This window comes from Bradyrhizobium sp. USDA 372, from assembly GCF_053629095.1.
In genome coordinates this window covers 2761128-2774277 of sequence record NZ_JBRJHR010000001.1, presented here as the reverse complement: position 1 = coordinate 2774277, position 13150 = coordinate 2761128, and the positions used below count along the sequence as shown (strand labels likewise).

Below are 13150 nucleotides of genomic sequence, written 5' to 3'. Positions count from 1 at the left end.
GCAGGTAGTGGGAGCATTAGACCGATGTTTTGCCGGGATGCAACGGCGCCTGGCGCAGGGCCTCACTCCTCTCCCGCAAGCAATGCGGCATTGCCGCCGGCCGCAGCCGTGTTGATCGTCACGGTCTGCTCGGTGGCGAAGCGCGCGAGGTAGTGCGGGCCGCCGGCCTTGGGGCCGGTTCCGGACAGGCCGCTGCCGCCGAACGGCTGCACGCCCACCACGGCGCCGATCATGTTGCGGTTGACGTAGATGTTGCCGACCTGGACGCGGTCGATGATGGCCTCGATCGTATCGTCGATGCGGGAATGGATGCCGAGCGTGAGCCCGTAGCCGGTGCGCGCGATCGATTGCAACACACGCTCGAGGTTTTCCGCGCGGTAGCGAACGACATGCAGGATCGGGCCGAACACCTCCTCGGTGAGTTGACCAGCCTCCTTGAGCTCGAAGATATGTGGCGCGACGAAGCAGCCATCCGGCGCGTGGCCTGCAAAGTGCAGCCGCGCCTCGCGCTTCATCCGCGCGACATGCGCATCGAGGCGTTGCTTGGCCTCGTCATCGATCACTGGACCGACGTGAGTCGCAGCATCTGCGGGATCTCCAATCCTGAGTTCGCGCGCGGCGCCCGCGATCATCTCGATCATGCGGTCGGCGACATCCTCCTGCACGAACAGGAGCCGCAGCGCCGAGCAGCGTTGGCCGGCGGAACGGAACGCGGAGGTGACGACGTCATCGGCCACCTGCTCGGGCAGCGCGGTGGCATCCGCGATCATGGCGTTGATGCCGCCGGTCTCTGCGATCAGCGGCACGATCGGCCCGTCCTTAGCCGCGAGCGTTCGGTTGATGCCGCGGGCAACCTCGGTCGAGCCGGTGAAGACGATTCCGGCGACATCAGGATGCGCGGTGAGGACGGCGCCGATACGGCCATCGCCGGTGACGAGATGCAGCGCGCTTCTGGGGATGCCGGCCTCGTGCAGCAAGGCGACGGCCTCGCGCGCGATGCGCGGCGTCTGCTCGGCGGGTTTTGCCACCACACTGTTGCCGGCCATCAGCGCCGCGGTCACTTGGCCCAGGAAGATCGCCAGCGGAAAATTCCACGGCGAGATTGCGACGAACACGCCACGGCCGCACATGACGAGCGCGTTGCTCTCGCCGGTCGGGCCCGGCATGGTCGTATCAACGCCGAACAGCTTGCGGCCCTGCGCGGCGTAATAGCGGCAGAAGTCGGCGGCCTCGCGCAGCTCGGACATCGCGTCGTCGAGCGTCTTGCCGCCCTCGGCTTGCAGCAGCGCGATGAAACGGGCGCGGCGGCTTTCCAGGAGATGCGCGGCCTGCTCCAGCGCCGCCGCGCGTGAGCCCGCCGGCGTCCGGCTCCAGCCGGCAAAGCCGGCGCGCGCAGCCGTCACCGCCGCATTGGCTTGATCCGGTGTTGCGTCAGCGACAGGCTTGAGATCGACCACCTCGGCCCTGACATCGGCCAGCAGCTGGTCCAGTGCGGCCCGCTCACCGAATTCGACGCCGCCCGAATTGCGTCGCTCCGGCGCGAACAGATCTGCCGGCAACGGTATGTTGGCATGAGGTGCCTGTTGCGGCCGGCCAATGGCATCCGCCGGGCGCTGCAGCAGCGCCGAAACCGGCACGCGATAGTCGGCCGCCTGCGCCACGAAGGACGAGTTGGCGCCGTTCTCCAACAGCCGTCGCACAAGATAGGCGAGCAGATCGCGATGGCTGCCGACCGGCGCATAGGTGCGGTAGGCGATGTCAGGATGATCCTTGGCGAGTTGCTCGTACAGCGCTTCGCCCATGCCGTGCAGGCGCTGGAACTCGAAACCGCCGCCATCTTGCGCGAGCTCGAGCACGGTCGCGACCGTCAGCGCGTTGTGGGTGGCGAATTGCGGGAAGATGCGCGGCCGCAAGGCGAGAAGCTTCGTCGCGCAGGCGATGAAGTTCAGATCGGTCATCGCCTTGCGCGTGAACACGGGATAGCCGTCAAGCCCGCGCTCCTGCGCGCGCTTGATCTCGGTGTCCCAATAGGCGCCCTTGACGAGGCGCACCATCAGCTTGCGGTCATGCGCGCGGGCGAGTCCATCGACATAGTCGATCACGGTGCTGGCGCGCTTCTGATAGGCCTGGATCGCCAGGCCAAATCCGTCCCATCCGGCAAGTGACGTATCGGCGAGCGTCGCCGCGATCACGTCGAGCGACAGCTCCAGCCGGTCGGCCTCCTCGGCATCGACGGTGAAGTTCAAATCGTAGGTCTTGGCGCGCTGCGCGAGATCCAGCAGTTGCGGCACCAATTCGCGCATCACGCGGTCGCGGCTGATCGCCTCGAAGCGCGGATGCAGCGCCGAGAGCTTGACGGAGATACCGGGCCGGTCGGGCAGGGCATGGTTGCCCGCCGCCTTGCCGATCGTCTCAATCGCGCTGGCATAGGCGTCGAAATAGCGTTTGGCGTCAGCGGCCGTGCGCGCACCTTCGCCGAGCATGTCGAAGGAATAGCGCGGCTTCTGGCCGGAGCGCGGCCGGCCCCGCTCCAGCGCCTGCTCGATGGTCTCGCCGAGCACGAAATGATTGCCCATCAGCCGCATCGCCTGGCGCGTCGCGGTGCGCACCGCCGGTGCGCCGAGCCGCTTCACCAGCCGGCCAATGGTGCCGTCGGGCGTCTCCCCCGGCTGGATCACCCGGGCGGACAGGCCGAGTGCCCAGGCCGAGGCGTTGACCAGGAACGCCGTGGACTTGGTCTCGTGATGGATGAAATCGCCTTCGCCGAGCTTGTCCTCGATGAACTGGTCGGCGGTGCGCGCATCAGGCACGCGCAGCAGCGCTTCCGCCAGCACCATCAGCGCCAGCCCCTCCTTGGTCGAGAGCGCGAACTCCCGCAGCATGTCCTCGACCCCGCCGAGCCGGTCGTCGCGCTTGCGGATGGCCTCGATCAGCCGCGTCGCGGTGCGGTCGATCCGCGCCTCCTGTGGTGGGGCGAGATGCGAAGCCGGCAGAAGCTTTGCGGCGATCTCGGCGTCATCGGGGGCGTAAGGCGCTAAGAAGGGCGGCGGGATGTTCGGCATGGCGTGTCCTGTGGCTGACATCCAGGATAAGGCCCGCGTGACCGCAGTTCGATAGACAATCTAGCCAATTTGCCTTAGAAAATGAAGATAGGAAACAGCTTGGCCTCATAAAGTATGGAACTGGACCGAACCGACCGGAAAATCCTCTCGATTTTGCAGGAGGATGGGCGCATCGCCAATGTCGAGCTCGCCGAGCGCATCGGGCTGTCGCCGACCTCGATCGGCGAGCGGCTGAAGCGCCTGCAGCGCGAGGGCTTTGTCGAAGGCTATGGCGCGCGGCTCAATCCGCACCGGCTCGGCCTTGGGCTCCTGGTGTTCGTCGAGGTGCTGCTCGACAAGACCACGCCCGACAATTTCGAGCGGTTCGCACGGGCCGTGAGGCTCGCCCCTGAAGTGCTGGAGTGTCACATGGTTGCCGGCGGCTTCGACTATCTTGTGAAGGCGCGGCTTGCCGACATGACCGCCTATCGACGCTTTCTCGGCGAGACCCTGCTGTCGATGCCGGGCGTGCGCGAGACGCGGACCTATGCGGTGATGGAGGAGATCAAGCGCGACGCACCGCTGCCGGTGGGTTAGCGAAGTGCAGTCGCGATTGTCATTGCTGTGGTTCGATAAGCGGTCTTCGCAGGAAAAATAGCTATCCTTGTGCAATCGCAACGCCTGTCGTCGAATGCACCGGCCGTCTTCTTAAATTTTTTTGGCCCGCTCCCGGACAAATCCGGGAGGCAGCAAAGGCTGGCGCGGGCTTATACTTTGAGGTTCTCCGCGGAGGTCTTGCCCCGGTTTGCGATCTCTTCGTATTCCACCGTCTGCCCCTCGTTGAGGGTCGACAGACCGGCCTTCTGCACTGCCGAGATATGCACGAACACATCCTTGCCACCCGACGCAGGCTGGATAAATCCATAACCCTTCGTCGGGTTGAACCACTTGACCGTACCTTTAGCCATCACGACTTCTCCGCGGGTCTTCCTCCGAGATCTCGAACCGCCAGTCCCCGCCAACCGGCCGGTTCGGTCCTAACAGGATACGCGGAATGTGGCAGGCTTGGTAGCTCAAACCACATCGCCATTTCGCCGAATTCCGCTCAACTTCGCGGCGTTTTTGCCGCTTTTGCCCGTTTCGCGGTCAAATGGCCGGCACGCGTGCCGGCGTCCGTCAATACGTCGCAGCCAGATAATCGACGATCTTGCCGACATCGGCATCGTCGATCGGTGCGCCATAGACCTTGATCATCTTGGTCACCGCGGCCTGCCAGAAGGCCCTCTTGTCCTTCATCGGCGGCTGCGTGGCGACGTAGTCGGACGAATGGCAGGCGCCGCAATTGCCCTGCACGACCTCGAGATTGGGACCGGGCTTGAAGGCGGCGACCTCGTCGGGGGTCTTGTAATTGACCGGCGCTGCAAGTGACGAGCCCATCAGTGCGGCGGCGGCGAGCGTGATGGCGAGGAGAACGGTGCGCTGCATGATCAGTCTCCTTCAGGCCACGCTGACGCGGACGGTTTCGACGACGTTGCGCAAATAGCCCGCCGGGTTCCAGCGCGGCGTGTCCGGCTGGGTCTCGCCGCCATTGCCGGTGGCGCGGACCTTGAGCTCGTGGCTGCCGGCCGCGAGCTTCATCGGCAGCTTCCATTCGCGGAAGGCGTACTTGCCGAGATCCTTGCCGAGCTTGGCGCTGACCCAGGTCTTGCCGGCGTCGGTGGAGACCTCGACCGCCTTGATGCCCTTGCCGCCATCGAAAGCGATGCCGCGCAGGGTCACCGCTCCCGCCTTCAGCTTGGCACCGTCGGGGATGCTGGTGATGAAGGAGCGGATGGTGAAGCGGTTGATCGGGATGGTCGCCTTCGGCGCAGTGCCCGGCTCGACCGCGTTGTTCGGCGTGTCGGGGATGCGATAGGCCGACTTCATCCAGAAGCCGTCATAGACATTGTCGATGACGGTGATCTCGTTGAGGTGCTTGACCCAGTAGGTGCCGTAATAGCCGGGCACGATCAGGCGCAGCGGGAAGCCGTTGAGGAACGGCAGGTCCTCGCCGTTCATGCCATAGGCCAGCATCACCTCGCCGTCGCTGGCATGATCGATGTCGAGTGCCTTGACGAAATCCGGTGTCTTGTCGTTGACCGGCCCATCCATGCCGTTGAACGTCACCTGCTTGGCGCCGGCCTGCACGCCCGCCGTCTCGAGCACCGTCTTCAGCGGCACGCCGCGCCAGCGCGCACAGCCCATCGCACCGTTGGCGAGCTGGCCGCCGGCGACGCGCGGCTCGAAGAAACCGCGGCTGTTGCCGGAACATTGGTTGACGGCGACGAGCTCTGTCGCCTTCATCTTCCGGATGTCTTTCAGCGACAGTTTCAGCGGCTTGTCGACCTTGCCCTTGACCTCCAGCGTGAACTTGTCGGGGTCGAGATCGTAGGGCAGGTCGGAGAGGTGATAGCGCACGAAGAATGCGTTGTTCGGCGTGATCGGGCCGTCGTTGAACACCGCAAACGGTGTCTCGAGTTGCGGCGGCCGGCTGGTCAGGCCGATCATCGGCCGCTTCTGCGGATACTTCACCAGCGGCCGTTCGCCGTTGGCGAAGGGCAGGGTCACGGTGTCGAGGGCCAGCGCCCTGGTGGCGTCCAATCCTGCCGCCAGCGCGGCGAGGCCCGCACCTTTGAGCAGGTCGCGTCGATCGAACATGTGGTCTCCTCCCGGAGCTTTTCTTCTGACCGCGGTCATCACCGCGAGACCCGCGCTCATCTGTCGCCTCGATTTGGATGATGTCAATTCGTGCTTTCGCAGCAAGCCCATGCCGCTGCGTTGCAGCAGGCCGGTGTTGCGCTTGTAGGAGATTGAGCCGAGCTGCTGTAGCGCAGGCGGGAGAGGGAGCGCACCTCGCGCTTGGCTTGCGCCTTAAGCCGCCACGCGCTCGCTGCGATTGACCAGCCCCGCCAGCTCCCTCGCATTCGCCACCACGCGCACCGCGAGCACCTCGTCGCGGCCGCGGATGGCGACCTCCTGCTGCGGCAGGGCGTCCTCGGCAATATCGGCGGTGCGGCGGATTTCTTCCGAAACGATCGCCTCGCAGGCCAGCGTCTTGGTCATGTCCTGCAGGCGGGCCGCGACGTTGACGGCATCGCCGAGCGCGGTGAAGACGATGTGATCGCGATAGCCGATGTCGCCGATGATGACCTCGCCGCCGTGGATGCCGATGCCGAAGCGGATCGGCTGGCGCAGATCGTGGCTCAGGAGGTCGTTGAGCGCGTCGATATGCGTGGCGATCCCGGCTGCGGCCTTGAGCGCCTGCCGGCACGCGGTTTGCGGGTCGGCCGCGAGGCCGAACAGGGCCAGCATGCCGTCGCCGACGAACTGGTTCGGCTGGCCGCCGTTCTCGATGACCGCCTGCGACACCGCGCCGAGGAAGCGGTTGACGATGAAGACCGTGTCGAACGGCAGCCGCTTCTCGGCCAGCTGCGTCGAGCCGCGCATGTCCACGAACAGGCTGACGAGATAGCGCTCCTGGCCGATGCTGGCGGATGTCGAGGCCTGCCCGTCCGCTCCATGCGTGTGAGGCGTGAAGAGCTGGAAGAAGGAAAGGTCGGAGGTCGGGCGCAGCTGACAGGCCAGCCGGATCGAGGGATCGGCGGTGCCGACGCGGGTGAGCACGAAGGCCTCGCGCTGCGACGGTGTGGGAAGGGTGTCATGATCGCCGATGATGCGAATGCGGCAGGTCGAGCAGCGGGCGCGGCCGCCGCAGACGCTGGCATGCGGCACGTTGTGGCGCAGGCTCGCTTCCAGCACGGACAGGCCCTTGGGGACGCGCACCGTCTTGCCGTTGCCGTAGGACAGCGCGATCATGCCGCCGCGACGTTCGCGCAAGGCGCGCGCGCCGCGCGCCAGCAGCACCAGTCCAAGCAGTCCGAAATAGCCGACGGTGAGACCGCCCGCGATGCGGTCGAGCGTGTTGCCTTCCGCAGCCGTGCCGACCTGGCGGCGGGTGAGATTGTGCGTACGCCATTCGCCGTCGTCACTGTCGGCGGCGACGCTGCGGCCGCCCTGGTAGATGCCGAGCAGTGACAGTGTCGGGACCAGCACGGCGGCCGCGAGCAGATAGGGCGCCGCACGCGTGAAGAACGGCTTCAGACGAAGCCAGAAATAGATGCCGATGCAGCCGTGCACCCAGGCAATGAGAAGCAGGATCGTCATCTGCCAGAGTCGGCCCGGCGCCGCGACGAAGAACAGATAGAGCTCCTGCGGATAGAGCTTCTGGTGTCCGTACAGCGTCTGTCCGAGCCGCACGCCGATGACGTGGCCCATGACGAGCACGGGGATGCTCAAGCCGAGCACGAGCTGGAGCGGCTCGATCGTCCGCCAGCGGAACTGGCGGCGCTGATACAGTGCGTAGAGGCCGAGCCCCATATGGGTGAGTGCGGCCGTGTAGAACACGATCGCGACCGGGAGGAACTGCCAGAACAGCGTGTGGTAGTAGACCCCGGCCTCCATGGCATCGACCGAGATGTTGCCGAGCGCATGGTTGAGGAAATGACTGACCACATAGGCGAACAGGATGATGCCGCAGACGAGCCGCACCTGCCGCACGCCGGTGGCGCGGACGACGGACATCTGTCTGGGAGCGGTGGCCATGATTCGGTTGTATCAGTTCATGGAGGAGAACAGCCAGCGTAGCCTTTAATTCCCGGTGTGGACAGGTTGTAAGGTCACATGCGCGGCAAAGGTTACCAAACCGTAGGGTGGGCAAAGGCGCGCGCTGGCGCGCCGTGCCCACGATCTCTATCCTCAATAACCGTGGGCACGCTTCGCTTTGCCCACCCTACGGCCCCTGTGGTTATGGGTCACGGGTCTGCGCTGACGCTTGCCCGGGTCACAGCGGTATTTGCGGCACGCTCCCCACATTGACTCCCCCTCCCAAGTCGGGGAAAAGCGCGACCGTGACGATCGCTCCCGACATCTCTGCGAAGCCAGACGGCGCCGAACGCCGTCTCATCCTGATTGCTGCAGCGATCATCGCCGCGATGACGCTGCTCCGCATCGTCTACGCCTCCGTCATCGAGCTGCGCACCGACGAAGCCTATTACTGGACCTGGTCCAAGGAGGCTGCGCTCAGCTTTCTCGATCATCCCCCCGGCATCGCCTGGCTGATCCGCTTCGGAACCGCGATCTTCGGCGACACCAATCTCGGCGCTCGCTTCGGTGGCATCGTCGCGATGCTGGTGACGCAGCTGCTGCTCGCCGACATCGTCCGCCGCCTCACCCATGATGCGCGCGCGATCGTGTTCGCGGTGCTGATGCCGGAAGCCGCGCTCTATTACGGCCTGCTGATGGCCAAGGTCGCGCCTGATGTCGCCATGATCCCGTTCGCGGTGGCGATGATATGGTCCCTCGTGCGGCTGGCGCAAAGCGGCGACGGACGCTGGTGGCTGGCGGCGGGCCTGTTCGCGGGCCTCGCGATGCTCTCGAAATTCACCGTGATCATGTTCGCGCCGGCGGTTGCCGCTTTTCTGCTGGTGCCGGATTGGCGCTGGCGCTGGCTGCGCAGTCCTTACCCTTATCTCGCCGTCCTGGTCGCGATCGCCGTGTTCTCGCCGGTGCTGATCTGGAACGCGCAGCACGACTGGGCCTCGTTCCGCTTCCAGGGCGTGCGCGCGACCGCCAATTACGGCCTCTCGCTGCGTACGATCGGCGATTACATCGGCCTGCAATTCGGCCTGGTCGGCTTCGTCATGCTGCCGGTGGTGTTGACGGGCCTGGTGCTGACGGCATGGCGCGGCTATCGCACGCGCGAGCCGGTCGCGATCCTGTTGTCGACCGCGGTGCTGGTGCCGTTCGTCTACTTCTTCTTCAAGTCGCTGACGCTTCGCGTCGGCGACACCTGGCCGATGTTCATGTGGCCGGTCGGTTTTGCCGCCACCGCGGTCAATCTCGTCACGATGAGGAAAGAGGGATGGTCCGCCCGGATGCTGGAATCCTCGCTGTTCTGGGTCAGGACAGCGATCGTCTCAGGCATCGGCTTCACCATCATCGTGTTCCTCTACTACGTCGCCGCGCCCTGGAATCTGCTCGGCAAGCTCGACCCGATCGGTGCCGAAGCCGGCTACGAGCAGGTGGCCGCGCGCGCGCAAGCTGCGCTCGACGAAACCGGCGCGACCTGGATCGCGACCACGGACTACCGCACCTACGCCATGATGCGCTGGCTGTTCCGTGGCCGCGTGCCCGTGATCGAGATCAACGAGCGCGGCCGCTTCCAGGATTTCCGCGATCCCGGCATGGACAAGATCAAGGGCCACGCCGGAATCTATGTCGGGCGCGAGCCGGACGATCGTTCATCGCTGTGGGAGAGCATCCCCGCCCAGCGCCAGCAGCTCGGCCAGGTCGACCGCCGCTGGCGCAGTGTCGTGACGGACACCTATGTGCTGGAGAAGCTGACCGGCTGGACCCCGGAGCTGTCACCGCCCAAGGACTCGCCGCTATTTTTGTGGCGCGTGCTGGCGGGAGAATTCGAAGCCCGTTCGCGCGCATAGGGCGCTTTCTCTTACCCTCCCCTGGAGGGGGAGGGTCGATCGCGCGCAGCGCGAGCGGGGTGGGGTGATCTCTCCACACGGGGTACTGCCGGATGTGGAGGCACCGTCACCCCACCCCGTCTCGCATCGCTGGCGCGCTGCGAGCCGACCTCCCCCTCCAGGGGAGGGTAAGAAAGAGAGCCGCTACTCCTCACCGTCCTTCTTCCGCAGCAGATCGGTCGCCAGATCCGACAGCTTCGGCGGCGGCAGGGCCGCGAAGGGCAGCGGCCGCGTGACATCGATCGCGGCCAATCCCAGCCGCGCCGTCAGCAATCCGTTCAGCACGCCTTCGCCGAGCCGCTGCGACAGCTTCGCCGCGATGCCGTGGCCGAGCATCTGCTGCACCAGGCTGTCGCTCGCGGCCATGCCGCCGGTGATGGCGAGATGGGTTATGACGTGGCGGAGCAGGCGGATCATGCCGAGCGCGCCGGGACGGCCGCCATAGAGATAAGCGAGCTGGCGGATCAGGCGCAGCGCCGCCACGAACACGAACAGCACGTCGATTGCGGCGCGCGGCGAGACCGCGGTGACGATCGAGACCTTTTGCGCCGCTGACGACACCAGCCGTCGCGCTTCCGCGTCCAGCGGCGACATCAGCTCGCGCTCGGCGAGGCGGATCATGTCGGCGCCGTCGATGATCTCGCCGGCATGGCTCTCCAGCGTCGCGCGGGCGCGCGCCAGCTGCGGGTTCTGGTGCGCGATCTTGAGCAGGTCCTGCACGATGACCCGGCTCTCCTTGCGATCGTCGCTGGCCAGCACGGCCGCAGCGCGCTGATGCAGCTTCTCGATGGTCGCAAGCCGCGCCAGCCCGAACGCCTCGCGCCCGATCACCACCGCGAGCGCCAGCGCGGTGACGCAGGCGAAGGCAAGACCGACGAAGCCGAGCGTTTCGTTGCGCGCGAACAGATCCTCGATCAGATGAACTACGCCGAGCCCGGTGCCGAGCAGCGTCAATCCCGCGAGCCCCGACCAGAACAGCGTGCCCCAGGGAAAACCGCGCCGCGCCGGGAGTGCGGCTTGCACCGGCACCGGCAGCATCGCGGGATCCGGCTCCGGCGTGATCTGGATCGTCGCGCGGGCGAGGCGGCTGGTCTCGTCGGCCTCGGTGACGACGACGCCGGGATCGTCCAGACGGAACGTCGCCGGCCGCCGTGGCTTCGATCGGTCGGTCATGACAGCTTGTCTCCGATCAGGAACTGCAAGGCACGGTCGAGGCGGATGTGTGGCAGCGTCGGCTCGTCGGCCCCCTCGCGTTCGAGCCTCGGCGGCCGGAAGCGCAGGAAGCGGAAGTCGCTGTTCCCCGCCGCCTCCCTCGCGAGCCCGCGGAACGCATCCGTGCTGTTGAACAGCGGTTCGGGATCGACGGGCAGATCGCCCGGAAAGGTCGCAACCTCGGTGTTGCCGTCGAAGAACTCGCCACCGGCGCTTTCGCCTGCGGCCGGTGTTCCCAGGATCGACGGCAACTTGTCGCGGCCCCGCGCCATCTGCGCTTCGCGCGTGGCGCGGACGGCGGCGAGCGCGACGACGTCGATCGCCGCGCCGGTGTTTTCCGCGCGGGCGACCGCGCGCGACACGGCGCGGCGCAGCACCGCCTCGAGCCGGTCGTGGCTGGAATGATGCAGATGATCCGCCTTGGTGGCCGCGAACAGGATGCGGTCGATGCGTGGCCGGAACAGGCTGGAGAGGATCGTGCTGCGGCCGATGTTGAAGCAGTCGAGAATGCCTGATAGCGCGGCTTCGAGATCGTGCAGCGCCTCGGGGCCGGAGTTGAACGCGGAGAGCGCATCGGCCAGCACGATCTGGCGGTCGAGCCGCGCGAAATGATCGCGGAAGAACGGCCGCACCACGACGTCCTTGTAGGCCTCGAAGCGCCGCACCATCATCGCCCACAGCGATCCCTCGCCCGCCTCTCCGCCAGCGGGCAAATCCAGCGGCGCAAAGGTCAGCGCCGGCGTATCGGCGAGATTGCCGGGCATCAGGAAGCGGCCGGGCGGCAACAGGCTCATCGCAAAGCGCTCGTCGCGGCAGGCGCGCAAATAATCGGTGAAGAGCTTGGCGGCCGTCAGCGTCGCCTGCTCGTCCTCGCGCGCCTCGGGCTTGAGCGTTGCGAGATGGGTGTGCCACTCGGCCGCGAGATGCGCGCGCGGCGCCTCGCGCGACAGGGCCAGGCTCTCCGCCGACCATTGCTCGTAGCTCTTGTGGAGCAGCGGCAGGTCCAGCAGCCATTCGCCGGGATAGTCGACGATGTCGAGCGTCAGCGTGCGATCGGCGCCGTTCGGGCGCTGGTAGTCGATCACGAGCCTGAGCTCGCTGATGTCCACGGTCGAGTTCGGCCAGCGCCGTTCCTCGATCAGGGCGCGCAGATGGCTTTCATAGGCAAAGCGCGGCACGGCATCATCCGGTTGCGGCGCCAGGTGCGCTCGCGCGATCCGGCCCGAGGCATAGGCCTCGAACACCGGAAACCGGCCGCCGCGCGTCAGCCCGTGGATCAACGCGGTGATGAATACGGTCTTACCGGCGCGCGACAGGCCGGTGACACCAAGCCGCACCGTCGGGTTGAAGAAGTGCTCGCCATAGTCGATCAGCGCCCGGGCCGACAGCCGCGCCTCCTCGACCATATCCTGGAAACTGAATGCCATATGAACGTGGGGGATCTCGGGCGAGGGATACGCAAATTGGACTAGTCACAAAAGTGGCAATTGCCTGAGGAAATTCAAGCTTTCATACTTCCACCGCCTTTGTCGGCAAATCAGCCGTTTGAACGATGCGCCGATCCCGAGAGACCCATCCAAGAGGGCATTGCCACGCTTTGCGGATTGCCATGACCGTCTTCCAAATGAAACAGTTCGCGTCCAATTCCGTCCACGCCGCAGCCGACGCGATCGGCTGGGATTACGATCGCGCCGAGCTGATCGCCGACGGCATCGTCCACGCGATCGGTGTTCTCTCAGGCCTCATCGCCGCAACCGTGCTGGTGGTGCTGACGGCGGTCTATGCCGACGCCACCGACATCGTCGGCGTCTCGATCTATGTCGCCGGCCTGCTCTCGATGCTGGTGCTGTCGGCGACCTATAATCTCTGGCCGGTCTCGCCGGCCAAATGGCTGCTGCGCCGCTTCGACCATTCCGCGATCTATCTCTTGATCGCCGCGACCTACACGCCGTTCATCCTGGAGCTGAAGGACAGCGTGTTCGCGCTGGTGCTGCTCGCCGGCGTCTGGTGCGTGGCAATTCTTGGCATCGTGCTGAAGCTGCTCTATCCCGGCCGGTTCGACCGCGTCTCGGTCGGCATCTATCTCGCGATGGGCTGGAGCGGCATGATGCTCTACGATTCCGTGGTCAGGGCGTTGCCCACGCTGGTGCTGGGCTTCATCCTTGCCGGCGGCTTGCTCTACAGCTTTGGCGTGATCTTCCACGCCTGGCGGCGGCTGCGCTTCCAGAATGCGATCTGGCACGGCTTTGTCTTGGCCGGCGCGGCATGCCATTATACCGCGGTGCTCGACCTCGTGTTGAGCTGACCCGCGACGCGGAATAA

Annotated in this window: 10 protein-coding genes; 3 read left to right on the top strand and 7 right to left on the bottom strand. The window is 65.9% G+C overall.

What is annotated here, in order from left to right:
* Positions 1 to 62: 62 nt before the first annotated feature.
* Positions 63 to 3062: a bifunctional proline dehydrogenase/L-glutamate gamma-semialdehyde dehydrogenase PutA gene (gene putA, locus AB7M16_RS13180; RefSeq protein WP_453944151.1), complete on the bottom strand. Its 3000-nt coding sequence runs from the start codon at positions 3060 to 3062 to the stop codon at positions 63 to 65.
* 114 nt (positions 3063 to 3176) lie between these two features.
* Between putA and AB7M16_RS13175 the strand changes: the two genes are divergently transcribed.
* Positions 3177 to 3638: an Lrp/AsnC ligand binding domain-containing protein gene (locus AB7M16_RS13175; RefSeq protein ID WP_036009699.1), complete on the top strand. Its 462-nt coding sequence runs from the start codon at positions 3177 to 3179 to the stop codon at positions 3636 to 3638.
* A 170-nt stretch (positions 3639 to 3808) separates the two neighbouring features.
* Here the strand turns inward: AB7M16_RS13175 and AB7M16_RS13170 are convergent, their stop codons facing one another.
* The 4 genes from AB7M16_RS13170 to AB7M16_RS13155 form a co-directional block, all read right to left on the bottom strand.
* On the bottom strand, positions 3809 to 4009 hold the full coding sequence (locus AB7M16_RS13170; protein ID WP_008563500.1) for a cold-shock protein: 201 nt from the start codon (positions 4007 to 4009) through the stop codon (positions 3809 to 3811).
* A gap of 208 nt (positions 4010 to 4217) precedes the next feature.
* On the bottom strand, positions 4218 to 4526 hold the full coding sequence (sorB, locus tag AB7M16_RS13165) for a SorB family sulfite dehydrogenase c-type cytochrome subunit (RefSeq protein ID WP_172788425.1): 309 nt from the start codon (positions 4524 to 4526) through the stop codon (positions 4218 to 4220).
* Between the two features lie 12 nt (positions 4527 to 4538).
* Positions 4539 to 5738, bottom strand: a complete 1200-nt coding sequence (sorA, locus tag AB7M16_RS13160; RefSeq protein WP_453944150.1) for a SorA family sulfite dehydrogenase catalytic subunit — start codon at positions 5736 to 5738, stop codon at positions 4539 to 4541.
* Between the two features lie 213 nt (positions 5739 to 5951).
* Entirely contained in the window at positions 5952 to 7682 is a 1731-nt protein-coding gene (locus AB7M16_RS13155) for an adenylate/guanylate cyclase domain-containing protein (RefSeq protein ID WP_453944149.1), read from the bottom strand.
* Between the two features lie 389 nt (positions 7683 to 8071).
* Here AB7M16_RS13155 and AB7M16_RS13150 point away from each other — a divergent pair, with 389 nt between their 5' ends.
* The gene (locus AB7M16_RS13150; protein ID WP_453947174.1) at positions 8072 to 9577 is read left to right on the top strand and encodes a glycosyltransferase family 39 protein; all 1506 of its coding nucleotides are present in this window, start codon (positions 8072 to 8074) and stop codon (positions 9575 to 9577) included.
* Positions 9578 to 9760: 183 nt separating this feature from the next.
* On the opposite strand, the gene AB7M16_RS13145 is transcribed toward AB7M16_RS13150, so the two are convergent.
* Positions 9761 to 10789: a YcjF family protein gene (locus AB7M16_RS13145; protein ID WP_172788422.1), complete on the bottom strand. Its 1029-nt coding sequence runs from the start codon at positions 10787 to 10789 to the stop codon at positions 9761 to 9763.
* Complete coding sequence (locus AB7M16_RS13140; RefSeq protein ID WP_453944148.1) at positions 10786 to 12255, bottom strand: YcjX family protein; 1470 nt, start codon at positions 12253 to 12255, stop codon at positions 10786 to 10788. Before AB7M16_RS13140 ends, AB7M16_RS13145 begins: the two co-directional genes overlap by 4 nt.
* A gap of 182 nt (positions 12256 to 12437) precedes the next feature.
* Here AB7M16_RS13140 and trhA point away from each other — a divergent pair, with 182 nt between their 5' ends.
* Positions 12438 to 13133: a PAQR family membrane homeostasis protein TrhA gene (gene trhA / locus AB7M16_RS13135; RefSeq protein ID WP_453944147.1), complete on the top strand. Its 696-nt coding sequence runs from the start codon at positions 12438 to 12440 to the stop codon at positions 13131 to 13133.
* The last annotated feature ends 17 nt before the right edge of the window (positions 13134 to 13150 follow it).

Coding starts and splice junctions, on each gene's coding strand:
- putA (WP_453944151.1), bottom strand. CDS start 3,062: ATGCCGAACATCCCGCCGCCCTTCTTAGCGCCTTACGCCCCCGATGAC.
- AB7M16_RS13150 (WP_453947174.1), top strand. CDS start 8,072: ATGACGCTGCTCCGCATCGTCTACGCCTCCGTCATCGAGCTGCGCACC.
- AB7M16_RS13155 (WP_453944149.1), bottom strand. CDS start 7,682: ATGGCCACCGCTCCCAGACAGATGTCCGTCGTCCGCGCCACCGGCGTG.
- sorB (WP_172788425.1), bottom strand. CDS start 4,526: ATGCAGCGCACCGTTCTCCTCGCCATCACGCTCGCCGCCGCCGCACTG.
- AB7M16_RS13145 (WP_172788422.1), bottom strand. CDS start 10,789: ATGACCGACCGATCGAAGCCACGGCGGCCGGCGACGTTCCGTCTGGAC.
- sorA (WP_453944150.1), bottom strand. CDS start 5,738: ATGTTCGATCGACGCGACCTGCTCAAAGGTGCGGGCCTCGCCGCGCTG.
- AB7M16_RS13175 (WP_036009699.1), top strand. CDS start 3,177: ATGGAACTGGACCGAACCGACCGGAAAATCCTCTCGATTTTGCAGGAG.
- AB7M16_RS13140 (WP_453944148.1), bottom strand. CDS start 12,255: ATGGCATTCAGTTTCCAGGATATGGTCGAGGAGGCGCGGCTGTCGGCC.
- trhA (WP_453944147.1), top strand. CDS start 12,438: ATGACCGTCTTCCAAATGAAACAGTTCGCGTCCAATTCCGTCCACGCC.
- AB7M16_RS13170 (WP_008563500.1), bottom strand. CDS start 4,009: ATGGCTAAAGGTACGGTCAAGTGGTTCAACCCGACGAAGGGTTATGGA.